Genomic DNA, 23,967 nt, shown 5'->3' on the forward strand with positions numbered 1-23,967 from the left:
GAGAAGATCATGAACAAAATCATCTACACCCTGACCGACGAAGCCCCGGCACTGGCTACCTACTCCTTCCTGCCCATCGTGCAGGCATTTACCCAGCCAGCCGGCATCACCGTCGAAACCCGCGACATTTCGGTGGCCGCGCGCATCCTGGCGAATTTCCCCGAAGCCCTGAAGCCCGAGCAACAAGTCCCCGACACCCTCGCCGAGCTGGGCGAACTGGCCAAGACACCGGAAGCCAACATCATCAAGCTGCCCAACGTGAGCGCCTCGGTACCGCAGCTCAAGGCCGCCATCAAGGAACTGCAGGCGCAAGGCTATGCCGTGCCGGACTACATCGAAGCGCCGGGCAGCGAAGCCGAGCAGAAGATCAAGAACCGTTACGCCAAGGTGCTCGGCAGCGCCGTGAACCCCGTGCTGCGCGAAGGCAACTCGGATCGCCGCGTGGCCAACGCCGTCAAGCAGTTCGCCAAGAAGCATCCGCACTCGATGGGCGCCTGGTCGGCTGAGTCGAAGTCCCATGTCGCCAACATGGTGAACGGTGACTTCTACGGCAACGAACAATCCGCCGTGATCGCCGCCGCCGGCAGCGTGAAGATCGAGTTCAGCGACAACGCAGGCAACACCAAGCTGCTCAAGGAAGTGAAAGTGCAGCAGGAGGAGTTGATCGCAGCCACCTTCATGAGCGCCAAGGGCCTGCGCAAGTTCTATGAAGTGCAGATCGCCGACGCCAAGGCCAAGGGCGTGTTGTTCTCGCTGCACCTGAAGGCCACCATGATGAAGGTCTCCGACCCGATCATGTTCGGCTACGCCGTGCAGGCCTTCTACAAGGACGTGTTTGCCAAGTACGCCGACGTATTTGCCAAGCTGGGCGTGAATCCGCGCAACGGCATCGGCGACGCTTACGCCAAGATCCAGACCCTGCCGACCGCCCAGAAGGAAGCCATCGAAGCCGACCTGCGCGCCGCCGAAGCTGCCGTGCCGGTCGCCATGGTCGATTCCGACAAGGGCATCACCAACCTGCATGTACCGAGCGATGTGATCGTCGACGCCTCCATGCCCGCCGCCATCCGCGCCTCCGGCCAGATGTGGAACGCTGCCGGCCAGCAGCAGGACACCAAGTTCGCGATTCCCGACCGCTGCTACGCCGGCGTGTATCAGGCCGTGATCGAAGACTGCAAGACATTCGGCAAGTTCGACGTGACCACCATGGGCACCGTGCCCAACGTCGGTCTGATGGCCCAGGCGGCCGAAGAATACGGCTCACACGACAAGACCTTCGAGATCCCGGCCGACGGCGTAGTGCGCGTCATCACCGCCGACGGCAGCGTGCTTACCGAACACAAGGTGGAAGCCGGCGACATCTGGCGCATGTGCCAGACCAAGGACATCGCGATCCGCGACTGGGTGAAGCTCGCCGTCACCCGCTCGCGCGCCAGCAACACCCCGGCCATCTTCTGGCTGGATGACGCCCGCGCCTATGACCGCAACCTGATCGCCAAGGTCGAGACCTACCTCAAGGATCACGACACCAGCGGACTGGAAATTCGCGTGCTCTCCCCGGTCGAAGCCTGCAAGCTGTCGCTCAAGCGTATCCGCGCCGGCCAGGACACCATCTCGGTTACCGGCAACGTGCTGCGCGATTACAACACCGACCTGTTCCCGATTCTGGAACTCGGCACCAGCGCCAAGATGCTCTCCATCGTGCCGCTGCTGGCCGGTGGCGGCATGTACGAAACCGGCGCCGGCGGCTCTGCACCGAAGCACGTGCAGCAGTTCCTCGAAGAGAACTACCTGCGCTGGGATTCGCTCGGCGAATTCCTGGCTCTGCAGGTGTCGATCGAAGAACTCGCCGTCAAGACCGGCAACAAGGCGGGCGCCGTGCTGGCCGAGACGCTGGACGAAGCCAACGCCAAGTTCCTCGACAACAACAAGTCGCCCGCCCGCAAGGTTGGTCAGATCGACAACCGTGGCAGCCACTTCTACCTCGCCCTTTACTGGGCACAGGCTTTGGCGGCTCAAAGCAAGGATGCCGGCCTGCAGGCCATCTTCAAACCGGTCGCCGAAAAGCTGACCGCCGACGAAGCCAAGATTGCCGGCGAACTGATCGGCGCACAGGGTAAGCCAGTGGACATCGGCGGTTACTACCACCCCGCTCCGGAGAAGTGCTCGGAAGCCATGCGCCCCAGCGCCACGCTGAACGCCGCATTGGCCAGTATCAAGTAAGCACGCATGAAAAGGGCGTGGTATCCACCACGCCCCAGAATGCCCAAGCCCCGGACTGCGGGGCTTTTTTTCGCCCGCCTCAGCCCCGACGCCAGGGCCGGTGAAGCCGCAGGTCGTCCAGCACCGGCACCACTGCCATCAGCACCAGCAGCAAGGCAAGCGGCAACGTCGCCAGATAGCCCACATACTTGAAACCATAGGCCCCTAGCAGCCCTCCCAGAAAAAAACTCAAAAGCAGTGATCCGAGCACCCTGAGCCGGGCGCGGTTTGCCCGCACATCCGGGTGCAGGGGGTCGCTCGAGCGATTCCAGTAGAACAGTTTGCCCAGCTCCATGCCGATATCGGTCACCACACCCGTGATGTGGGTGGTACGGATCTCGGCATTGGACGATTTGGAGATGACGGCGTTCTGCAGCCCCATCATGAAACACAGCAGCATCACGGTCACCGGCACGAACAGCCCCTCAATCACCGACAGGCGTGCCCCCAACAGTCCGAAGGAGAGCAGCAGCGCAGCCTCCAGCAGCAGCGGCAAGGCATACTCGCTGTGCCGAGCGCGCCGCCGGCTGTAATTGACCATGATTGCCGTTGTCGCCGCCCCGCCAAGAAACGACAGCAGCGCCCCGAGCCCGGCCAGAGCGATCCCGACATTGCCGAGCACGAAATTGTCGGCCATCGAGGAGACAATGCCGGTCATGTGCGAGGTGTATTGACGGGTGGCCAGATAGGCCCCCGCATTGGTCGCACCGGCCACGAACGCCAGGGTGAAACCCAGATGCCGGTTGCTTTCTGCGCTGCGAACCCGACCCGTCAAACGTCGTGCGTAATCGATGGGCATGCTCTTGATACACCTTCCACTCCGGTGCCAGGCACCGACGCCAAACTTACTGCCGGCCAGTACTGCCGAAACCACCTGCCCCGCGTTCGGTCGCTTCGAAAGCCTCGACCACGTTGAGCTTCACCTGCACCACCGGCACCACCACCAGCTGCGCGATGCGGTCCATAGGCTGAATCGTGAAAGGCTCCTTGCCACGATTCCAGGTCGATACAAACACCTGCCCCTGATAGTCCGAATCGATCAAACCGACCAGATTGCCCATCACGATGCCGTGCTTATGGCCCAGGCCCGAGCGCGGCAGGATCATCGCAGCCAGCCGCGGATCCTCCAGGTGCATGGCCATGCCGGTGGGGATCAGATGCGTGTCACCGGGATTGATCGTCAGCGGCTCATTGATGCAGGCACGCAAATCCAGCCCAGCCGCACCGGCAGTGCCGTACTGCGGCATGTTGTCATGCAGACGGGCGTCGAGAATCTTGATGTCGAGTTGGTGCATGTTGATTTCCGGAAAATAAGAGGATTAAACCTCGACCTTGAAGCCGAGATCGATTTCAGAAGCCGGCAGGCCGCGCACTCCCCAGTTTTCACGGGGAATATCGCGCAGCCGCACCAGAATGTGATCAGCAGGAATACCCAGCTCGCCCAGCTTGGCGGCTATCGTCGCATACAGAGTGCGCTTGGCCTCCAGCGAGCGGCCAGAAAACAGATCGATGCTGATCAGGGTGAACAAGTCAGGCCGGGCTTTGCCGGGCGGGCAGGCAAAGCGATGCGGCGGATGTGCCTGCAGACGCACGATTCGGTCGCCAGCCGGGATTTTCAGCGCTGAAACAATGGCGGCGTGTACCGCATCCATCAGAGCCGTTTCTTCAGCCGCAGTGCATTCGCGACGAATCTCTATCAACACCACAGGCATCTCAGGCTTCCAGCATCTTCGCCAGATGCGCCACGATACCGGTAGCCACCTCAGTCTTGCTGGCACGCGGCAAGGGGTGCGAGCCGGCTGCGTCAAACAGCACCACCTGATTGGTGTCGCCGCCCATGCCATCCTGCACCAGATTGCCCACCACCAGCTGCAGGCGTTTGGCCTGGAGTTTGCCACTGGCGTAGGTGTCCAAATTCTGGCTCTCAGCCGCAAAGCCGACACAGAATGGGGCGGCCGGCAACGAGGCCACCTCGGCCAGGATGTCCGGATTGCGGGTGAGGTTGAGGGTCAGGCCATCACCCGTCTTCTTAATCTTGTCGGCAGCCACATCCAGGGGGCGAAAATCTGCCACTGCCGCCACGCCGATGAAGATCCGCGCCTGCCCGACGCGCTGCATCACGGCCTGATGCATTTCACGCGCGGTCTGCACATCGATGCGCTCCACCCCATACGGCACCGGCAAGGCCACCGGACCACTGATCAGCTGCACCTTCGCTCCCGCAAGCGCCAGCGCACGCGCCAGCGCATAGCCCATCTTGCCGGAGGAGATATTGGTGATGCCGCGCACCGGATCGATCGGCTCGTAAGTCGGCCCGGCCGTCATCAGCACTGTCTGGCCGGCTAGCGGCTTGGCCTGCAGGGCGCTAATCAGAGCTTCAACAATGGTTTCAGGCTCAGTCATGCGCCCTTCACCCACCTCACCGCAAGCCTGCTCGCCGGCATCCGGACCGATGATGCCGACGCCATCGGCGCGCAACTGATTCACATTGCGTTGCGTGGCCGGATTGCCCCACATCTGGCGATTCATGGCTGGCGCCACCAGCAAGGGGCAGGCGCGCGCCAGAGCCAGCGTCGACAACAGATCATCCGCCAGCCCGTTGGCGATCTTCGCCAGCGTATTGGCCGTGGCCGGCGCGATCAGCAGAGCATCGGCCGAGCGCGTCAGATCAATATGGCTCATGTTGTTAGCGCGGCGATCGTCCCAGGGGTCAGTCCACACCGGATTGCCTGACAGCGCCTGAAAAGTGGTTGGCGTCACGAAGCGCGCGCCGTTTTCCGTCATTACCACATGCACTCGCGCGCCGGCCTTGATCAGCAGCCGGGTCAGCTCAGCTGCCTTGTAGGCAGCGATACCGCCGGAAACGCCCAGCACGATGGTCTTGCCCGAGAGTTCAGTCATGCCCAAGTTCCGAAAAGGTAAGAATCCCGCAGTCCGCAATTCTATCCCGCAAGCACCATGGCAATCACTGACTGGCCCGAAGAAGAACGCCCGCGCGAACGCCTGCTGGGCCACGGGGCGGCCGCACTGTCCGATGCCGAACTGCTGGCGATCTTCCTGCGCGTGGGAGTGCGCGGCAAGAGCGCGGTGGATCTGGCCCGTGATCTGATCGCCCATTTCGGCAGTCTGAGCCGCCTGTTCAATGCCCCGCTGCCCGAGTTCAAGGCCTTCCACGGCATGGGCGAAGCAAAATTCGCCCAATTGCAGGCCGTTCTGGAAATGGCACGGCGCGCGCTAAACGAAACCTTGCGCAGCCGTGATGTACTCGGCTCGCCCGGCACAGTGCGTGACTGGCTGCGTCTGAAACTCGCCCACCTGCCTCACGAGGTCTTCATGGTGCTGCTGCTCGATGCCCAGAATCAGCTCATCGAAGCGCGCGAACTTTTCCGGGGAACCCTGACGCAAACCTCCGTATACCCACGTGAAGTCGTTAAACTCGCGCTGGCTCACAATGCCGCCGCCGTCATCCTGGCGCACAACCATCCTTCTGGCGTCATGGAAGCCAGCCGTGCCGACGAGTTGCTGACCAATGCTCTGAAACAGGCTCTAGCACTGGTAGATGTGCGAGTACTGGATCACTTCATCGTGGCCGGAAACGCAACGCCGCTTTCCTTTGCCGAGCGTGGCCTGTTATAGTTGCGGTCTTTCCAGCGCGTGGGCTTGAGCTCTGCCTGATTTTCAGGCTATACTCGCGTGCTTTACGGAACCAGTTACCGGAGCGAGATATGTCTCGAGTTTGTCAAGTTACGGGCAAGGGCCCGATGGTCGGAAACAATGTTTCCCACTCCAACATCAAGACCAAGCGTCGTTTCCTGCCGAACCTGCAGAATCGCCGCTTCTGGGTCGAAGCAGAAAACCGCTGGGTCAGCCTGCGCGTCTCGAACGCCGGTCTGCGCACCATCGACAAGAAGGGCATCGACGTCGTGCTGTCCGAGCTGCGTGCTCGCGGCGAGAAGTTCTGATCGCCACCACGACTCATAGAAATAGCGGAGATTAAAAATGGCTAAAGGCGGTCGCGAAAAGATCAAACTGGAATCCACTGCGGGTACCGGCCACTTCTACACCACCAACAAGAACAAGCGCACCACCCCGGGCAAGCTGGAATTCAGCAAGTACGACCCGGTGGTTCGCAAGCACGTGATTTACAAGGAAACCAAGCTCAAGTAAGCGCTGTGTGCGGCGCGGCCCGCACCCTCGCACTCTGGCTGGTTCCGACCTGCTGTACCCGAAAGCCCGCTCCTGCGGGCTTTTGCGTTTCGATACAGGCTCTCCGAAATGACTCACGCGTCTACTGAAAATCTGAACGTCGTCTCCTTCGATCACATGCCCTCGCCGGGCGAGATCAAGGCCCGTGTGCCGCTCTCCGATGCCGCAGCGGCTTCGGTCGAATCAGGGCGTGCCACCATCAAGGCCATTCTGGATCGCAAAGATCCGCGCCCAATGGTAATCGTGGGCCCCTGCTCGATCCATGATCCGGTCGCCGGTCTGGACTATGCCCGTCGCCTCAAGGCGCTGGCCGACGAAGTGGCCGACACGCTCTGCGTGGTGATGCGGGTGTATTTCGAAAAGCCGCGCACCACCGTGGGCTGGAAAGGTTTCATCAACGATCCGCGCATGGACGACTCCTTCCACATTGAGGAAGGCATGGAGCGTGGCCGCAAGTTCCTGCTCGACATCGCCGAACTGGGCCTGCCTGCAGCCTCCGAGACACTGGACCCAATCGCCCCGCAGTACTACGGCGACCTGCTCTCCTGGGCCGCCATCGGCGCCCGTACCACTGAGTCACAGACGCACCGCGAGATCGCTTCCGGTCTTTCCTCGCCGGTAGGCTTCAAGAATGGTACCGATGGCTCGCTCGACGCCGCCGTGAATGGCTGCCTGTCGGCCTCGCAGCCGCACAGTTTCCTCGGCGTGAATGACGCAGGCGAAACCTGCATCGTGCGCACCCGCGGCAACCGCTACAGCCACGTCGTGCTGCGTGGCGGCGGTGGTCGCCCGAATTACGACACGGTCTCCGTGTCGCTGGCCGAACAGGCCATGGCCAAGGCCAAGCTGCCGGCCAACATCGTGATCGACTGTTCGCACGCCAACTCATGGAAAAAGCCTGAATTGCAGCCGCTGGTGATGAAGGACGTGGTTGGTCAAATCCGGGCCGGCAACCAATCCATCGTCGGCGTGATGATCGAAAGTTTCATCGAAGCGGGCAACCAGTCGATTCCGAAGAACCTCGCAGAACTCCGCTACGGCTGCTCGGTCACCGACGGCTGTGTCGCCTGGGATACCACCGCACAGATGCTACGTGAAGCCCGCACTGCGCTGCGTGACACGGTCGCCCAGCGCCAATCCTGATCCCCTCTCTTTCCTGAAAAAGGCAGAACCATGAGTCTGGTCACCCCCTTCAAGGCCCTTCGTCCGGCCGCCGGCCGTGCCGCCGAGATCATCGCCCCGCCCTACGACGTACTCTCGTCGTCTGAGGCCATCGAGCGCGCCGCCGGCAAGCCGTGGAGCTTCCTGCACATTTCAAAGCCGGAGATCGACCTGCCTGCCGGCACCGACATCTACTCGCCCGCGGTGTATGCCAAGGCAGCCGAAAACATGCAGAAGCTGCTCGACGCCGGCGTCATCACCCGCGACGACAAGGCCTGCTACTACGTCTATCGCATCATCATGGGCAGCCATGTGCAGACCGGCATCGTCGCCGCAGCCTCGGTGATCGAATACGACAATGGCCGCATCAAGCGCCATGAATTCACCCGTCCGGACAAGGAAGACGATCGCGTGCGCCAGATCGAGGCCCTCAACGCCCAGACTGGCCCAGTCTTCCTAGCCTATCCGGACGCCCCCGCCATTGACGCCGTGCTGACGGCCACCATCGCCGGCACGCCGGATGCTGACGCCACCGCCGATGACGGCATCCGCCACACCCTGTGGGTGGTACGTGATGACGCGACCATCACGCAACTGAACAAGAGCTTCGATGCCCTGCCCGCGCTCTACATTGCCGATGGTCACCACCGCTCGGCAGCCGCCTCGCGCGTCGCTGCCTCGCGTCGTTCAGCCAACCCGCATCACACTGGGGACGAGCCCTACAACTACTTCCTCTCCGTGATTTTCCCGGCCCATGCGCTGAAGATCATGGATTACAACCGCGTCGTCTGCGATCTGAACGGCCTCTCGAAGGACGAGTTGCTGGCGAAGATCGCAGCCACCTACAGCGTGACGCCTTCTACCGCGCCGGTGAAGCCGGCAGCACACGGGGAAGTCGGTATGTATCTGGCCGGCCAGTGGTACCAGCTCAAGGTGAAACCCGAACTGATCCCTGCCGATCCGGTCGAGCGCCTGGACGTGAGCCTGCTCACCGCCCACATTCTGACCCCGATCCTGGGTATCGCCGATCTGCGCCGTGACAAGCGCATCGATTTCGTCGGCGGCATCCGTGGCCTGCCTGAGCTCGAAAAGCGCGTCAATAGCGGCGAGATGGCCGTAGCCTTCGCGATGTGTGCCACCACTATGAACGACCTGATGTCAGTCGCAGACGCAGGTCAGGTGATGCCGCCGAAGTCGACCTGGTTCGAACCGAAGCTGGCCGATGGCATGGCCTCACACGCAATCGACTGAAACACGCAACAGACGCAAAAAAGCCGACCCGCAGGTCGGCTTTTTTCATGGGCAGCATTCGCCTCAGTTGATCACGATGCGTGAGTTGAGCGGCTGCACTGGACGGTTGTTCGGGTGATGCATGACATGCGAGAAGTGGTTCACCTGCTCATCCGAGCTTTCCACCGCCTGCTTCAGCACGATCCATGACACGCCTTCGCTGCACGGTGGCGTCGTCAGCGAGCCGCTGAAGTAGTAGTAATCGCGTTTGCGCGGCAGCAGCTCCCCTGCGAGCAGCTTGCCATCAAAGGCCTGCTTGGTATTTGCAGCCTCCGGCATCTGCTGCCAGATCCGCGCCAGTCCGCTCTGTGCCTTGCCCGGTTTGAACATCACGGCTACTACGGCAAGCCTGCCGTCCTGGCCCTGATGGACGAGGTGACCCTCAAGCGGAAACTGCTTGCCGTGAATGGTGTTTTCGCTGGGGGCATGAAAATGTACCTGCTTGAGCTCGAAGCTGTGATCGCCGAGGCGAAGCGTGCTGCCCGGCGCAAAATTGGCCTGGATCGTATGACCGTTGTTGAGCACCTCGGTGACGGCTGTTGTATAGCTGAAGCGCAGTTTCGGCAAAGCCGCTTTCAGCTCGCCGCTCACGTTCACCGGCGACTGGTTCTTGCCTGCACCACAGGCCGCAAACTCGGGCGCCAGCTCGCCCCAGTGAGCGGGAGCCGCCTCACCGTCATAGGCCCAATGCACAGCTTCAGCCGCCATGCAGAGCGGTGCAGACAGCAGCATTGCCAGCGCGCTGGCAGACTTGATCCAAGCTTTTTTCATCATCAGCTTCCTTTTCAAAACACTACCTGTGCCGGCAACACCCGTTGCCAGCGGGGGCTTGAATGCTGGTCTTGCTGCAGCGCAAAATCAAGGCGCAGGATCAAATCCGGAACGCAGCGGATATTCAGACTACCGGATTGGCCGTTCAGCCCAGCCCCCGGAGATGCTCCAGCACCGGGTTCAGGAAAGCGGCACCGAGACGCTGACTACGTGCGCCATTCCAGCCGGTGCGAGAGTCCGGCGCATTGGCATTGTCCTTGAATGGCATTTCCAGCGTCAGGGCGACGCAACCGAAAGTGGCTGCGGCCCACTTCGAGCACAACGTCATCATCTCGTCGGTAAAGCGGTCGTCGGAGTAACCATGCTCAGTCTGAAAATCCGGGCTCACGCGCTTTAGATCCGCCAGGAAAGCCGACTGCAACTCCAGATTGCGTGCCCCATAGCCCGGCACCATGTGACTGCCATCGATGAAAACATAAGGCAGGGTCTCGTCACCGTGAATATCGAGAAAAAGATCCGCTCCACGCTTCTTCATCGCACGCTGCGCATGCCATACCTCCGGGCTGCGCTCAAGCGTCGGCGCATGCCACTCACGATTCAGGTTCACTCCGGCCGCATTGCTGCGCAAATGCCCCAATGCGCTGCCATCCGGGTTGATATTCGGAATCAGATGGAAGCACGCCCGGCTGCGCAGCTCGCGCGCCACCGGATCGGCTGGATCAAGCAGGCGGCTGATGAACCCCTCCATGAACCACTCTGCCATGCTCTCGCCCGGATGCTGGCGCGCCTGCAGCCACACGCTTCTGGGCCCCGTTCCGATGTGCAGCAGATCCAGGTCGCGTCCGTGCAGACTGGTGCCGATACATTCGAGCTGCACCAGCGGCGAAGCTGAGCAACGCCCTAGAAAATCCAGCCGGCGCTCCTGTGAATAGGGCTCGAAATAAGCGAGCCACACAGTGTCATGCTGCGGTGTGAATTCGATGGTCAGCAGCTCTCCGTCATAGCGTGTGTCGGCAATGCGGAACCAGTCCGCACGGTCATAACTCGCAGCACACTGGTAACCATGCCAGCCATCGGCATAACTGCATGCACCGGCATTTTCGATGACCAATCGCAGCGGCACTCCACGCACACCGTGCAGGCGGAAGTGGAACCACTGCAGGAACTGGCCGCCCGCATCGGGGCGAATGGCCAGACGGATATCGGCGGGATTGGCAGCATCAAGTACTTCAATGTTGCCGCTGTCGAAACAGGAACTGATATGGAGGCTCATGGCAGAACTATTCGGATGGATGCACTCAAGAAATCACATGTCACGCGCCTGCGTAACATGCCATGCAAAACAAACAGCGAGCCGCTGCGGCATCCCGGGCATGGCAGCCTGCAGCCAGCGCCGGATAGCAGGACCTTCGTCCTGCGCGGCGGCTCCCGACCAAAGAAGAAAATAGGACGAACTCCGCAGGGGGTCATCACGATAAAACAGGAAGGGCTCGTCGCTAACCCCACTATTGACATAAATGATATGCCAGCGACCACCCCGGAAGGACTGCAGAATATCCTCCGGAGCCAAACGGATACCTCCGTCCGCCAAACCACCAAATTCTGGCTGGAGATGCTTCGAAATGATCGGGGCAAGACTCTGCCTGCGGGTAACCGTAAGGCCGCGATCCACCCCCGTGCAAGGCACACCCCAAGCGACTGTAGCTACCGACAGAGTCCATACAAACAGGACGCCGCGGTAGAAAAGATGGCGAAGCATCAAGCCGCTTCACGCCGGAACACCCAGCGATCCGCGTCTGATGCCGCAGGCGTGAAGACATAGCCTTCCGCATCAAACTGCTTAAGCGCGTCCGGATCCGTCAGGGCATTGACGATGGCAAAGCGGCTCATCAGCCCGCGCGCGCGCTTAGCGTAGAAGCTGACGATTTTGTAACCGGCGCCTTTGCGCTCTTCAAACACAGGTGTGATCACTCGCGCAGCCAGCTGCTTCGGGCGCACCGACCTGAAGTATTCCTCTGAAGCCAGGTTCAGCAATACAGGCTTACCGCCCTGCCGCGCCAGCTCCGCATTCAAAGCAGTGGTGATCGTATCTCCCCAGAACGCATACAGATCCTTGCCGGCAGGATTGGCGAGCCGGGTGCCCATTTCCAGGCGATAGGCCTGCATCAGATCCAGCGGGCGCAGCAGCCCATACAGGCCGGAGAGCATGCGGAAATGCTTCTGCGCAAACGCGATCTGCGCGGGTGTGAAACTGTAAGCATCCAGCCCCTCATATACATCGCCATTGAAGGCGAACATCGCCTGCCGCGCGTTCTGCGCCGTGAAGGGTCTCGCCCATTCGGCGTAGCGGGTGAAATTCAGGGTCGCGAGGGGATCGGAAAGCGTCATCAGCTTCGCGATCTCGGCCGGACTCTTCTCGCGCAGGAGGTCAATCAGTTGCGCGCTCTGGTCGAGAAAGGCTGGCTGGGTGAAGTCGGCAACAGGCAGAGGGCTCTGGAAATCAAGGGACTTGGCAGGGGAGACGACGATCAGCATCGGAGCACGGCGGAAACGGGGTACGGGCTGCAATGATCGGCCAAATCCGGCGAGGGCGCAAAGCCGGCCCTCCCGTCCGCGGGTCGTGTGTTCGCCCCCGCCCTGGCATACACTGCAGGCAAACCGCCCACCCGCCCTGCACGGAAAACCGAACGTGGCCGAGACTCCGCCCGACAACGAGACCATCGTCCTCAATCAGACCGTCAACGCCAGCGTGCAGCGCCGCGACACGGCCCACAACGCGCTGCCGATCGGCACCCGCATGGGTGAATTCGAAATCATCGGGCTGGTCGGTGAGGGTGGCTTCGGCATCGTCTATCTGGCGCAGGATCACTCGCTGGAACGCAAGGTGGCGCTCAAGGAGTACATGCCAGCCTCGCTGGCTTCGCGTGGCAGCGATGCCGCCGTGGTGGTGCGCAGCGAGCGACATCACGAAACCTTTGCCATCGGCCTGCGCAGCTTCGTGAATGAAGCGCGCCTGTTGGCCCGCTTCGATCACCCGGCACTGGTCAAGGTATATCGCTTCTGGGAAGCCAACGGCACGGCCTACATGGCCATGCCTTACTACGACGGCCGCACCTTGCGTGATGTGCTCGCCAGCCTTGATGCGCCACCAGACGAAGCGACGCTCAAACGCCTACTGGCGCCGGTCATGGAAGCGCTGGAGCTGATTCACGCCGAGCAATGTTTTCACCGCGATATCGCACCGGACAACATTATGATCCTGCGCGATGGCCGCCCGGTGTTGCTGGACTTCGGCGCCGCCCGCCGCGTGATCAGCGATATGACCCAGGCCCTCACCGTGATCCTCAAGCCGGGCTACGCGCCGATCGAGCAATACGCCGAAATGCCCGGCATGAAACAGGGGCCATGGACCGATCTCTATGCGCTTGCCGCCGTGGTCTATTACGCCATCCTGCACAAGCTGCCACCACCTTCAGTCAGCCGCATCGTGCAGGACAGTTACGAGCCCCTGAGTCAGCTTGCCGCGGGGCGCTACAGCCACACCTTTCTGCGCGGCATTGATGCCTGCCTGGCGGTGAAGGCCGAGGACCGCCCGCCTTCCGTTGCCGCCATGCGCGCCTTGATCGGCATGGCCGGCAGTGCTCCGGCCAGCCCGCCGGCCACACCACTGGCACAGGCGCGCACCACGCCTCCAACGCCCCAGGCAGCGGCCATTCGCGTGGATCAGGACGAGCAACGCCCCCGCCCGTCCGCTCGGCCGCAGAGCCGCCTGATAATCGTATTGGTGGCCGCTGGGCTGACACTGGCCAGCGCTGCCGGCTGGCATTTCACACGCGTAAGGCCCCCGCTACCGGCAGCCCCCATCGTCACCCAAAGCGAACCGGAAACGCCGGCCAGTGCGCCAGCACCACTTTTTACCGCAACGGCCAGTGAGCCCGGGGACCAGGAGTCAGCCCCCATCGAGCAGTCAGCGCCGCCCGCGCCAGTGCCCGCCAGTGCTGCGACTGTGCTCGAAACAGAGTCAGCCCCTGTCGCGCCAACCGCCGCGGCTGCCAGCTCGGCCTCGACCCGCTCCGCCATAACCAAGTCCAGAGCCCGCAGCGCGAACGCCTCTGGCGATACCGAGCGCAGCCAGGCAGAGCGCGATTACATGCGCCAGCTCAATCGCGATCTGGACAAGATGCTGCGCTGAGCCCTCAGGGCTCAAGCGAGTGGAGGCTGCGCCCGGCGGCGTCCTGCAGGCGAACCGCAATCGCCGTGTAGTTGTCATGGCGCGGCGCAGGATCGGCACTGACCACCCGAGCCATGCGCTCCAACCAGTCCGGCATGCTCGCCGCCTCGGCCAGAGTCGTCACCATCTGCGTCTCATGAACATGCTCCCACCAGCCATCGGAGCAGACCAAGAAACAATCGCCAGCGTGCAGGGGTAAAACCTCGCCCGACACACTCACTTCGATCCCTTCCAGATTGCCGATGGCTGAGGTAAGCAGGCTGCGCTGCGGATGGGTACGGGTCAGCTCCAGGCCGCCATAACCGGCATCAATCATGGTCTGCACCAGACTGTGATCGCGGGTCTGAAACACGACCTCACCAGCACGGAAGAAATACACCCGGCTGTCTCCAGCATGGGCCCACACGGCCTCGCGCCGCTCAAGATCAATCAGCAACAACGCGCAGGTGGCGTGCATGTCATCCACATGATCCTGCTTGGCGACCAGTACCGCGCCGTGCGCCGCCTCAATCAGACGAGCGGCCACCGCAGAGCTCACTCCAGGCGAAGCCTCGAACATGCCCAGCACGGTTTCAACCACGATCCTGGCCGCAACATCGCCGCCGCCATGGCCGCCCGCCCCGTCAGACACACACAGGCAGACACACTCGCCAACCCGAACCTGGCCGCATGCGTCTTCATTGCGACGGCGCGCTCCGATATGGCTCTGCTCGGCGCTGTAAAGGGCAAGCATGGCGGGGTCAGCAGGGCCGCTCGCCCGACGGCGCAGCGATCTCATCCGGCTGCCGCTGCAGGGCCACGCCCAACAAGGTATGCAGGGCTTCGGCCGGTACTGCCTGCTGCTCACCGAGCAACAGGCGCAATTGTTCGCCGAGGCGCTCGGCCCGCAGCTCGTCCAGCTCAGCCGGCAGGCGCAGACCCTGCATGCCCAGACCGCGGATGAAGGCCTCAAGCAAGGCATGGGGGCTGCCAGCCGGAGGGCTCATACGAGTGCTGAGCTCGAAATCAAATTCCAGGGTTTCACTCACCGCCTCAGCGTCAGCCACTACCGGAGCCGCCACGGGCGGCCGCGGGGCAGACACAAGCCTCGGGCGCACCTGACGATCGGCACCGATGTGCTCGACCAGCAAGGCCCAGCCCCCCATGCCGATCAGATCCCCTTCATGAAGGGTGACGACCTTGCCTTTACCGAGCTTGCGGCCATTGATGCAACTGGGATTACCCCCCTGATCGACAAGGAAGTATTCGCCACCTAGCCACTTGATGCGGGCCTGGATGCGCGAGAGGTGCTTGCCCGGGTCTTCCAGCAGGAGGGTATTACCTTCCTCGCGACCGATGCTGCCCCCCTCAGGGCCGAATTCGGCGCACTGCGGGCATCCAGGAGGGGCGCCATCATGGCTCTGTACGGCAATGCGCAGCACGCTGCTCTCCTGTGGTCATGGCCGGCCGCAGCCGTACCCCCTCATTGCAGCACAGGCGCACCCGCTGCTTCAAGGGCCGATGCGGGCAGACAGCATGCGCGCGGGTAAATCCAGCGCTCAGCCTCTCCACTGGGTCATGTTGGTCGCCGTGCTGGTCACCAGGCTGGAGGTGGATGTGGCGGTGTGCATTTCCAGCGAGGTGATCTGGGCCTTCTCTGCCAGCGTCAGCAGGTTCAGCGAAATCCGGAAATCATCCTCCATCAGCTCCAGCAGCGGCATCACAGTCTGCACCAGCTCGCGCAGGCGCTTACGGGCCTCTTCCTTGCTACCGGTGCGGATCTGGGTCAGGGCATGATCAACGCTGACGGCTAGGCGGCTGAAACGGCCGATATTGTCCGGCGTGACCTCGCCGGACTCGGACACTACACGGTTGCCCCCCAGCAAACAGCCGTCAGCCACGCGGGCTGCGGCAAGCTGAAGCAGTTCTTCCAGCGACAGATTGGGATCGCCGTGCGCGCTGGCCAGCCCGATGGTCAGGCTGATGCGGATACGGTGCTCCTTGTAGGTCATCACGATGGTGTCGATGGCCCGACGCAATCGCAGGGCGAAGGCGCCACAGGCATCCAGATCAGCAGATGGCGAGATCACCGCAAACTGACCTTCGGCGAGGTGGGCGATCGTGTCTTCCTTGCGCACCTTGGCCGACAGCAGTTTGGAAAGCTTGCGATGCACCAGCTGGCCGACGCTGTGACCGTAGCTCTCGCACAGTTTGTCGTAGCCATCGACCTGGATGACCATCACCGACACATCGCCACGGTTGCGGCGCACCAGTTGCTCGCGGCTCTCTTCGAGCTCGCGGCGGGTCTGGGCCAGTTTGACGAGGGCTTCGATGCGGGCGACCAGCTCGACGCGCGGCGTGCCCTTGGTAATGAAGTCAGTGGCACCCATGGCCTGGGCCTTCATGCGTGCTTCGTTCTCGTCTTCACCCGAGATGATCAGCACCGGCAGGGTATTCACGCGCGACAGACGCGAGCCCCGGATGCGCGACAGCAGGCCGAAACCGTCGAGGCGAGGCATGCCGATGTCGGAGATCACGACCTCGATGGTCGGGTCGAGCAGCAGGGTCTGCCAGCCCGCTTCGCCATCGACCTCTTCGCGCACATCGAACTTGTCGCGGATCTGCTTGATCAGCGAGGCGCGCACCATGCGCGAATCATCCACGATCAGCACACGCGGCAACTGCGCAACCACTTCACTCATGTCATGTCCTCTGTTTCGCCACTGCGGGCAATCTGCACCACGGTGCGGCCCGTGGCGCGGGCTGCAATGAATTCACCAAACACTTGCGGCAAAGCTTCGAAAGGGATTATCCGCATGATCGAGGCAAGATGGCGCGGCCGCAGATCAGCGGCCAGCCGCGCCCATGCGCGTTCGCGCACACTGAATCCAGCATAGACCGAATCGATGCCCAATAAACTGACGCCGCGCAGGACGAAGGGCATCATCGAAGCGCTCAGATGGCTGTCGGCTGCTAGCCCGATACCTGCCACCACACCAGTGGGTTTGCTGGTGGAGAGCGCCCAGGCCAGCGTCGCGCCCCCCAGATTGTCGATCACGCCGGCCCAGATTCCCTTGTCCAGCGGCTTGAACGCATCCAGCGGCAGTTCGCTGCGCAACATCACCCGGCTAGCGCCCAGGCTGCGCAACCATTCGGCCTGCTCTGCCTTGGCGGTGAGGGCCACTACCTCGTAGCCCCGCCCGGCCAGCATGTCGATGGCGAGAGAGCCAACACCGCCGGAAGCACCGGTCACCAGTACCGGGCCGCGCTCAGGCTTGAGGCCATTCTCTTCCATCCGAGTGATAGCCATCGCTGCGGTCAGTCCGGCGGTGCCGATGGCCATCGATTCCTGCGAAGACAGGGACGCCGGCAGCGGCAACAACCAGCCCCCGGGCAGCAAGGCGCGCTCGGCGTAACCGCCATGATGCGCCACCCCCAGTTCGTAGCCGGTAGCAATCACTTTCTCGCCCGGCGCAAACCGGGGCGCCGCACTGCGCAACACGGTGCCGGCCAGATCGATGCCACCGACGCAGGGGAAACGGCGCACCACCTTGCCGCTACCCGTCGCGGCCAGCGCATCCTTGAAATTGACCGAAGAGCACTCCACACGGATCAATACATCGCCCGCATCCAGCGCCGTTTCATCCAGGCTCAGAAAGCGTCCGCACAATGCCTCACGGGTCGCAGGCGCAGAGCGTTCGATGCAGAAGGCGCGAAAAAAAGTCACCGGTAACAAGCTCTCGTAAAGGAAACAGCGCAAGTGTGAGGCCAGGCTTTGTCCGGCCGCAATGCTAATCCGCTTTTACGGCGCCGAGGCCTTCCGCGGCGCAGCAATTCCGGCATACGCCGAAAGATCTACGACCAACGGCAAACAATTGATAAAGCTAAAGATCTGCTCACCCCCTGCCGTAGAACAGGGGGCATTCCCTTGCTATGAAGAACCATGCTCGCCAAACCTCTCGATTCCGTTGACAGCTATATCGCTTACTTCAGCAGCCACGAACTCCCGGTACTGAGGCGAAGCATGCGTGCGCTGGGCGAGTTGCACAGTAACGAAGATCGCATCAGCGGCCGCTCGCTGGCCTCTGAAGTGCTGCGAGACCCGATGCTGGCCCTGCGCGTGCTGGTGTATCTGGAAACCCATCGCCATCGCAAGCAGAACCACGACATCACCACCATCGATCGCGCCATCATGATGATGGGCATCTCGCCCTTCTTCGACAAGTTCGGCAAGCTGCCGACCGTGGAGGCCTATCTCGCCAGCCATCCCAAGGGCCTGGTGGGCTTGCTGCATGTAGTCAGCCGGGCGCAGCACGCGGCGCACTGGGCCCGCGATTTCGCCCTGCTGCGCCACGACATCGATGTAGACGAAGTCACCGTGGCGGCCCTGCTGCACGAAGCAGCCGAAATCCTGTTCTGGTGCTTTGCGCCAGTCTGCATGCAGCAGATCGAGCAGATGAAGAAGGATCAGCCGGGCCTGCGCAGTGTGGTGGCGCAGCAAGCCGTGCTGGGCGTGAGCATTCAGGATCTGCAGGAAGCCCTGGTCCAGGCCTGGCACCTGCCCGATCTGCTGATCACCCTGATGAGCGACGAGAACGCTCAGAATCCACGCGTGCGTACCGTGCTGCTGGCCTGCGACCTCGCCCGCCATGCCGCCAACGGCTGGAACGATCCAGCCCTGCCCGACGACTACACCGCGCTGGCCGAGCTGCTGCATATCAAGCGCAGCGCCGTGATGCAGCGCGTGGGAGCCCCGGAGGAAATGTGGGCGCCCGTGCTGGCCGGAGAGATCGCGGCAGAGTAAAGGGCTACAGGAAGCGAACGAAAGCATGCGCCGGCAGCGGCGCTTGAAACGCCCCCGCCTGCCCGCCTCACCACTCTCCATGCCCGATTTTCGGGATAATGCCGGCTTCCCCGCCGTAGTTGCCGCCGCATGCCTGCCATCCACAAACTCCCCGAAGTCCTGATCAACCAGATCGCCGCCGGCGAGGTCGTCGAACGCCCGGCCTCAGTGCTCAAGGAGCTGATGGAAAACAGTCTGGACGCAGGCAGCCGGGCGATTGAGGTAGCGCTGGCCCAGGGTGGCGTGAAGCAACTACGCATCACCGATGACGGCTGCGGCATCGACAAGGACGACCTGGCCCTGGCACTGGAGCGCCACGCCACCAGCAAGATTGCTTCGCTCGAAGACCTGGAGGCCGTGGGCACCATGGGTTTTCGCGGCGAAGCGCTGGCAGCCATCGCGTCCGTCGCCCGCACCAAGATCATCAGCCGCGCCACCGGCGCTGCGCACGCCTGGCGCGTCACCGAGCGCGAACGTGAGCCAGCGCCAGCAGCCCTGAATGGCGGCACGGTGATCGAGGTGGAAGACCTCTACTACAACACCCCGGCGCGGCGAAAATTCCTCAAGTCCGAGTCCACAGAGTTCGGCCACTGCGACGATGTGTTCCGCCGCGTGGCGCTGGCCCGGCCGGATGTCGGCTTCCAATTGGCCCACAACGGCCGGGTCTCCCTGCGCCTCGCGGCGGGTGATGCCGAGCGACGAGTGCGCGAGATTCTGGGCGACGACTTCATGGCCAACTGCCGCCGCGTCGAAGTGGACAGCGGCCCGCTGCGCCTTTACGGTTTCGCCGCTCTGCCGGCCTATGCACGCGCCAACCGCGACGCCCAATTCTTCTACGTGAACGGCCGTTTCGTGCGCGACAAGCTGATCCAGCATGCCCTGCGCGAGGCCTATGCCGACATCCTCCACGGCGCACGGCATCCGGCCTTCGTGCTGTTCCTCGACATGGATCCAGCCGGAGTGGATGTGAATGTGCACCCGGCCAAGACCGAGGTGCGTTTCCGTGAAGGCCGCGCGATTCACCAGTTCGTTTTCCATGGTCTGTCGCGCTCGCTGGCCGTGCCGGTGCAGTCCGCCAGCCTGGCGCAAGAACCTTCAGCGCCCCTCGCACCCTACAGCGGCCCCACTGAACAGGCTCGTCTCGGCGTCGAAGAGCCAAGCCTGCCGCAAAACCTCTCGGCCTGGCAGACCCGCGCAGAACCCGCCCGCAGCGAGGGCTTCCGCCCGGCCAGCTTCGAGCGTCCGAATGGCGGGGCCAGCTTCAATCCGGCCATCCTCGAACGCCTTGCCCCGCAGATGCCGAACCTGCCCGCTGCCGACGCCGGTAGCGCAAGCTCGGCCCCGCTCGGCTATGCCGTCGGCCAGATCCATGGCGTCTACGTGCTGGCACAGAATGCCCACGGCCTGGTGCTGGTGGACATGCATGCCGCCCACGAACGCATTCTCTACGAGCAGTTGAAGCATGTGCTCGATGGCGCCCCCGGTGTGCAGCGCCTATTGATTCCGGCCGTATTCAACGCCAGCAAGATCGAGCTCGCCACCGCCGAGGAGCAGGCCGACATCCTCAATCGCATGGGCTTTGACGTCGCCGCCGCCGGGCCGAACGAGCTCGCCGTACGTAGCGTGCCGGCGCTGCTCGGGCGCGCCAACGTGAGCGAACTCTTGAGAGCCCTGCTCGCCGAGCTGCGCGACTTCCCGGCCTCGGAGGTGATCGCCGCACGGCGCAACGAACTGCTCGCGACCATGGCCTGCCACGGCGCGGTGCGCGCCAACCGCCAGCTGACCCTGCCCGAGATGAACGCACTCTTGCGCGACATGGAAGCCACCGAGCGCGCCGATCAGTGCAACCACGGCCGCCCGACCTGGACCCAGCTGAGCATGAATGATCTCGACAAGCTCTTCATGCGCGGGCAATAAACCGACGCCACCATTCCTGCACTCCATTCCAAGTTGCTGAAGGCCAGCTCATGAAACGCCCCTACCTCCTCGCTCTGCTGGTCTTCCTGGTCGGCTGTGCCACGCTCGCTCGCGAAGATCTCGGCGCGCTCTTCGGCCCCGCCAATCCAACCCGTTTCGATACCCCGCATGCCGAGGCCGGCCAGGTCTCTTTCCGCACTGAAGTGCTGCCGGTGCTGGAGCAGCGCTGCGTGGTCTGCCACGCCTGCTACGACGCCGCCTGCCAGCTCAAGCTCGGTTCCTTCGAGGGCATCAGCCGCGGTGCCAGCAAGGACAACGTTTATGACGCCGCCCGCCTGTTCGAGGCGAACCCGACCCGCCTCTTCATTGATGCCGACCAGCCTTCGGTCTGGCGCAAGAAGGGCTTCCATCCGGTGCTCAACGAGTTCCCGGCCACGCCAGCGGCCGAACTGCAGGCCAGCCTGCTGGCGCGTGCCCTCGATCTGAAGGAGCGCCATCCGCTCACCCCGAACGAACCCGCACCGGACTCGCTGGACTTCTCGCTGAATCGCACCAACCAGTGCCCCAGCATCGAGGAGTACAGCGCCTTCGAACGCAAGAACCCGCTGATGGGTATGCCCTTCGGCATGCCGGCCATCAGCAGCGCGGAAAGCGGCTTGCTGCGGCGCTGGCTGCAGCAAGGAGCGCCCTACGAAGGTTCGCGTCCGCTGGCGGCCAGCGTGACGGCTGAAATCCGCAAGTGGGAGCGTTTCTTCAACGGCAGCTCGCTGCGCGAGCAACTGGTATCCCGCTACATCTACGAGCACCTGTTTCTCGCCAATCTGTATTTCGAAGGCGAGCCGGAGCTACGCTACTTCCGCCTGATCCGTTCCACCACGCCCTCGGGCCAGCCTGCCCGCGAGATCGCCAGCCGCCGCCCCTTCGATGATCCGGGCAAGGCCCCGTTCTACTACCGCCTGCTGCCGGTGGAAGAAAGCATCGTCGCCAAGTCGCACATGCCTTATGCCCTGAGCGCCCAGCGCATGACGCGCTGGCAGGAGCTGTTCTTCACGCCGGATTATCAGGTCACCAGCCTGCCAGGCTACGCGCCCGAAATTGCCACCAACCCCTTCAGGGCGTTTGCCGCTTTGCCGGTCAAATCACGCTACCGCTTCATGCTTGATGAGGCCGAATTCACCGTGATGGGCTTCATCAAGGGCCCGGTATGTCGCGGCCAGACCGCACTGAACGTGATCAATGATCACTTCTGGGTCTTCTTCCAGGATCCGGAAACCCTCACCAGCTCGGACGCCGAATTCCTCTCCCTGGAGAGTCGCAACCTCGCCCTGCCCGCAGCGGAGGAGAGCAACTCCCTTGTACTCACCCCCCTGATCCGCTATTCCCGCCAGGAAGAGCGCTACCTGGAAGCCAAGTCCGCCTATCTGGAAAAACGCTTCGCCCGCCCAGAAGACGTTTCGCTGAACCTGATCTGGAATGGTGATGGCCAGAACCCCAATGCAGCTCTGACGATTTACCGCCATTTCGACAACGCCACCGTCATGAAGGGGCTTGCTGGCCAGAAACCCAAGACCGCCTGGGCCATCAGCTACTCACTGCTTGAGCGCATCCACTATCTGCTCACGGCGGGCTACGACGTTTTCGGCAACCTCGGCCACCAGGTTAACACCCGTCTCTACATGGACTTCCTGCGCATGGAAGGTGAATTCAACTTCATTTCCATGCTGCCGCAGGCCGAGCGCATTGGCGTGCGCGACTACTGGTACCGCGACGCCAGCCAGAACGTGAAAGATCACGTTTACGGCAAGCACGCCCATTTCAATCAAGAGTCAGGTATCTCCTTATCCGGCCAGGGGCGTCCAGAGCATGAACTGATGGGCCTGCTGGCAGCACGCCTTCAGCCGGCCCTGCCCTACAAACACAATCTGTCTGCCCTGCCGGACAACGGTCTGCGCCGCGAACTGGAAACCCTCGCTGCGATTCGCGGCAGCAGCCTCAGCTGGCTGCCCGAAGCCAGCTTCCTGCGCATCGAAGAGCCCGGCCGTGCGCCGCTCACCTTCACCCTGCTGCGCAACACTGCCCATCGCAACATCACCATGCTGCTACGCGAGGACAAGGCCGTGGTGCCCGCCGAATACGGTCTGGACGTGCTGCAAGGCATCGCCACCGCCTACCCGAACGCCTTCTACCGCCTCCAGCGCAAAGATCTGGCGGAATTCACCCAGCGCATCGCCCGCCTCGGCAGCAAGGCAGACTATCGCGAACTGATGGAGCGCTTCGGCGTACGCCGCACCAGCCCGGATTTCTGGGCCATGAGCGACGCTATCAATGCGGACTACCGTCGCCAGGAACCGATCGAAGCGGGCATCCTCGATCTGAACCGCTTCGAGAATCGCTGATCCTTCGCAAGTCACACACCACTTGTTGCGCAAATTTTGCGCAACAAGTGGTCTCAAAATGCGATAATCGCGGCCCTTTCTCCGCTCTACCCTCCCCCGCCGTGATGCAACTCGACAGAATTCTCCAATCTCAGGGCTTCGGCTCGCGCAAGGAATGCCGCAAGCTCGTGCGCGATGGCGAAGTGAAAATCGGCGGCGTGGTCGCCACCGATCCCTTTGCGGAATACGAGGAGAAAGGTTTCCAGTTCGAAATCGCCGAGTGGGAATGGGAATACAGCGAAAAGGTCTACGTAGCCCTGTACAAGCCTGCCGGCTACGAGTGCTCGCATAAACCCAAGCACAACGAAAGCATCTACCACCTGCTGCCCGAACCCCTGGTAGCACGTGATGTACAGAGCGTTGGCCGCCTCGATGTGGATACCACCGGTCTGCTGCTGTTCTCGGATGACGGCCAGTTCATCCACGCCATTTCCTCGGCCAAACGCCAAGTCACCAAGAGCTACCGAGCCACGACCAACCAGCCCGTACGCGACGAAGAAATCGCCCAGCTGCTGGCCGGCGTGCAACTGATTGATGAGCCCGAACCGGTCGCCGCACTCGAAGCGCGCAAGGTCGGCGAGAAGCAGATCGAGCTGGTGATCGACCACGGTAAATACCACCTTGTGAAACGCATGATCGCCGCGGCTGGCAACCATGTGGACAAGCTTCACCGCTATGGCGTGGGCGGCCTGTCGATGGAAGACGGCACCCTCCCCGAGATGGAGCCGGAAGACTGGTGTTATCTGCGCCCCAAGCATCTCGCCCTGCTCGGCTACCAGCCCTGAAAACAGGATAGATCCGCGGCACCGGGCAATTTCGACACACCGCAAGCTACCGTTGTACGCCTGCGCATCGGGTTTCGACTTTGCCCC

At 62.5% G+C, this 23,967-nt stretch carries 22 protein-coding genes and 1 pseudogene; 11 read left to right on the forward strand and 12 right to left on the reverse strand.

The genetic code is table 11. The features are described from left to right. Window positions 1–9: 9 nt before the first annotated feature. Window positions 10–2,223 (forward strand): NADP-dependent isocitrate dehydrogenase, encoded by a 2,214-nt coding sequence (locus Q3Y64_RS06125; protein ID WP_303560484.1) that lies wholly within the window; start codon window positions 10–12, stop codon window positions 2,221–2,223. Between the two features lie 85 nt (window positions 2,224–2,308). Here Q3Y64_RS06125 and Q3Y64_RS06130 read toward each other — a convergent pair. The 4 genes and pseudogenes from Q3Y64_RS06130 to coaBC form a co-directional block, all read right to left on the reverse strand. Then, window positions 2,309–3,061 (reverse strand): annotated as a pseudogene (locus Q3Y64_RS06130) (YoaK family protein); the annotation flags it as partial. A gap of 46 nt (window positions 3,062–3,107) precedes the next feature. Continuing rightward, complete coding sequence (dut, locus tag Q3Y64_RS06135; protein WP_101941381.1) at window positions 3,108–3,557, reverse strand: dUTP diphosphatase; 450 nt, start codon at window positions 3,555–3,557, stop codon at window positions 3,108–3,110. A 24-nt stretch (window positions 3,558–3,581) separates the two neighbouring features. Next, window positions 3,582–3,974, reverse strand: a complete 393-nt coding sequence (locus tag Q3Y64_RS06140) for a tautomerase family protein (protein WP_303560485.1) — start codon at window positions 3,972–3,974, stop codon at window positions 3,582–3,584. 1 nt (window position 3,975) lies between these two features. Continuing rightward, window positions 3,976–5,163 carry a bifunctional phosphopantothenoylcysteine decarboxylase/phosphopantothenate--cysteine ligase CoaBC gene (gene coaBC / locus Q3Y64_RS06145; protein ID WP_303560486.1) on the reverse strand — a complete coding sequence of 396 codons (1,188 nt, stop codon included), beginning with the start codon at window positions 5,161–5,163 and terminating at the stop codon, window positions 3,976–3,978. A gap of 57 nt (window positions 5,164–5,220) precedes the next feature. On the opposite strand from coaBC, the gene radC reads away from it, so the two are divergent. The 5 genes from radC to Q3Y64_RS06170 all read left to right on the forward strand — a co-directional run bounded on the left by radC (window position 5,221) and on the right by Q3Y64_RS06170 (window position 8,880). Next, a complete protein-coding gene (gene radC / locus Q3Y64_RS06150) occupies window positions 5,221–5,898 on the forward strand; it encodes a DNA repair protein RadC (RefSeq protein WP_101941383.1) in 678 nt (225 codons plus the stop codon). Between the two features lie 89 nt (window positions 5,899–5,987). Further along, window positions 5,988–6,224: a 50S ribosomal protein L28 gene (rpmB, locus tag Q3Y64_RS06155; RefSeq protein WP_101941384.1), complete on the forward strand. Its 237-nt coding sequence runs from the start codon at window positions 5,988–5,990 to the stop codon at window positions 6,222–6,224. Window positions 6,225–6,261: 37 nt separating this feature from the next. Next, window positions 6,262–6,429, forward strand: a complete 168-nt coding sequence (gene rpmG / locus Q3Y64_RS06160; protein ID WP_101941385.1) for a 50S ribosomal protein L33 — start codon at window positions 6,262–6,264, stop codon at window positions 6,427–6,429. A 108-nt stretch (window positions 6,430–6,537) separates the two neighbouring features. Then, window positions 6,538–7,611 carry a 3-deoxy-7-phosphoheptulonate synthase gene (locus Q3Y64_RS06165; protein WP_101941386.1) on the forward strand — a complete coding sequence of 358 codons (1,074 nt, stop codon included), beginning with the start codon at window positions 6,538–6,540 and terminating at the stop codon, window positions 7,609–7,611. 30 nt (window positions 7,612–7,641) lie between these two features. After that, a complete protein-coding gene (locus Q3Y64_RS06170; RefSeq protein ID WP_303560487.1) occupies window positions 7,642–8,880 on the forward strand; it encodes a DUF1015 domain-containing protein in 1,239 nt (412 codons plus the stop codon). A 63-nt stretch (window positions 8,881–8,943) separates the two neighbouring features. On the opposite strand, the gene Q3Y64_RS06175 is transcribed toward Q3Y64_RS06170, so the two are convergent. From Q3Y64_RS06175 to yaaA, 4 genes are all read right to left on the reverse strand, one after another. Continuing rightward, complete coding sequence (locus Q3Y64_RS06175; RefSeq protein WP_303560488.1) at window positions 8,944–9,693, reverse strand: carbonic anhydrase; 750 nt, start codon at window positions 9,691–9,693, stop codon at window positions 8,944–8,946. Between the two features lie 142 nt (window positions 9,694–9,835). Further along, the gene (locus Q3Y64_RS06180) at window positions 9,836–10,963 is read right to left on the reverse strand and encodes a M14-type cytosolic carboxypeptidase (RefSeq protein ID WP_303560489.1); all 1,128 of its coding nucleotides are present in this window, start codon (window positions 10,961–10,963) and stop codon (window positions 9,836–9,838) included. Between the two features lie 33 nt (window positions 10,964–10,996). After that, window positions 10,997–11,449 (reverse strand): hypothetical protein, encoded by a 453-nt coding sequence (locus Q3Y64_RS06185; RefSeq protein WP_101941390.1) that lies wholly within the window; start codon window positions 11,447–11,449, stop codon window positions 10,997–10,999. Continuing rightward, window positions 11,449–12,225 carry a peroxide stress protein YaaA gene (yaaA, locus tag Q3Y64_RS06190; RefSeq protein WP_303560490.1) on the reverse strand — a complete coding sequence of 259 codons (777 nt, stop codon included), beginning with the start codon at window positions 12,223–12,225 and terminating at the stop codon, window positions 11,449–11,451. The genes Q3Y64_RS06185 and yaaA overlap by 1 nt, the downstream gene beginning before the upstream one ends. 154 nt (window positions 12,226–12,379) lie before the next feature. Between yaaA and Q3Y64_RS06195 the strand changes: the two genes are divergently transcribed. Next, window positions 12,380–13,882, forward strand: a complete 1,503-nt coding sequence (locus Q3Y64_RS06195) for a serine/threonine-protein kinase (RefSeq protein WP_303560491.1) — start codon at window positions 12,380–12,382, stop codon at window positions 13,880–13,882. Window positions 13,883–13,886: 4 nt separating this feature from the next. Here the strand turns inward: Q3Y64_RS06195 and Q3Y64_RS06200 are convergent, their stop codons facing one another. The 4 genes from Q3Y64_RS06200 to Q3Y64_RS06215 all read right to left on the reverse strand — a co-directional run bounded on the left by Q3Y64_RS06200 (window position 13,887) and on the right by Q3Y64_RS06215 (window position 17,627). Then, the gene (locus Q3Y64_RS06200; protein WP_303560492.1) at window positions 13,887–14,654 is read right to left on the reverse strand and encodes a PP2C family serine/threonine-protein phosphatase; all 768 of its coding nucleotides are present in this window, start codon (window positions 14,652–14,654) and stop codon (window positions 13,887–13,889) included. A gap of 7 nt (window positions 14,655–14,661) precedes the next feature. Further along, entirely contained in the window at window positions 14,662–15,342 is a 681-nt protein-coding gene (locus tag Q3Y64_RS06205; protein ID WP_303560493.1) for an FHA domain-containing protein, read from the reverse strand. A gap of 117 nt (window positions 15,343–15,459) precedes the next feature. After that, complete coding sequence (locus Q3Y64_RS06210) at window positions 15,460–16,602, reverse strand: response regulator (RefSeq protein WP_101941394.1); 1,143 nt, start codon at window positions 16,600–16,602, stop codon at window positions 15,460–15,462. Beyond that, entirely contained in the window at window positions 16,599–17,627 is a 1,029-nt protein-coding gene (locus Q3Y64_RS06215) for an acryloyl-CoA reductase (protein ID WP_303560494.1), read from the reverse strand. Before Q3Y64_RS06215 ends, Q3Y64_RS06210 begins: the two co-directional genes overlap by 4 nt. Before the next feature lie 216 nt (window positions 17,628–17,843). Between Q3Y64_RS06215 and Q3Y64_RS06220 the strand changes: the two genes are divergently transcribed. The 4 genes from Q3Y64_RS06220 (at window position 17,844) to Q3Y64_RS06235 (ending at window position 23,880) form a co-directional block, all read left to right on the forward strand. Next, the gene (locus Q3Y64_RS06220; RefSeq protein WP_101941395.1) at window positions 17,844–18,704 is read left to right on the forward strand and encodes an HDOD domain-containing protein; all 861 of its coding nucleotides are present in this window, start codon (window positions 17,844–17,846) and stop codon (window positions 18,702–18,704) included. A gap of 129 nt (window positions 18,705–18,833) precedes the next feature. Continuing rightward, on the forward strand, window positions 18,834–20,660 hold the full coding sequence (mutL, locus tag Q3Y64_RS06225; protein WP_101941396.1) for a DNA mismatch repair endonuclease MutL: 1,827 nt from the start codon (window positions 18,834–18,836) through the stop codon (window positions 20,658–20,660). A gap of 50 nt (window positions 20,661–20,710) precedes the next feature. Next, window positions 20,711–23,056: a fatty acid cis/trans isomerase gene (locus tag Q3Y64_RS06230; RefSeq protein WP_303560495.1), complete on the forward strand. Its 2,346-nt coding sequence runs from the start codon at window positions 20,711–20,713 to the stop codon at window positions 23,054–23,056. A 104-nt stretch (window positions 23,057–23,160) separates the two neighbouring features. Next, window positions 23,161–23,880 (forward strand): pseudouridine synthase, encoded by a 720-nt coding sequence (locus tag Q3Y64_RS06235; RefSeq protein ID WP_101941398.1) that lies wholly within the window; start codon window positions 23,161–23,163, stop codon window positions 23,878–23,880. Window positions 23,881–23,967 lie beyond the last annotated feature (87 nt).

This window comes from Uliginosibacterium sp. 31-12 (assembly GCF_030548425.1).
Lineage (GTDB): Bacteria > Pseudomonadota > Gammaproteobacteria > Burkholderiales > Rhodocyclaceae > Uliginosibacterium > Uliginosibacterium aquaticum.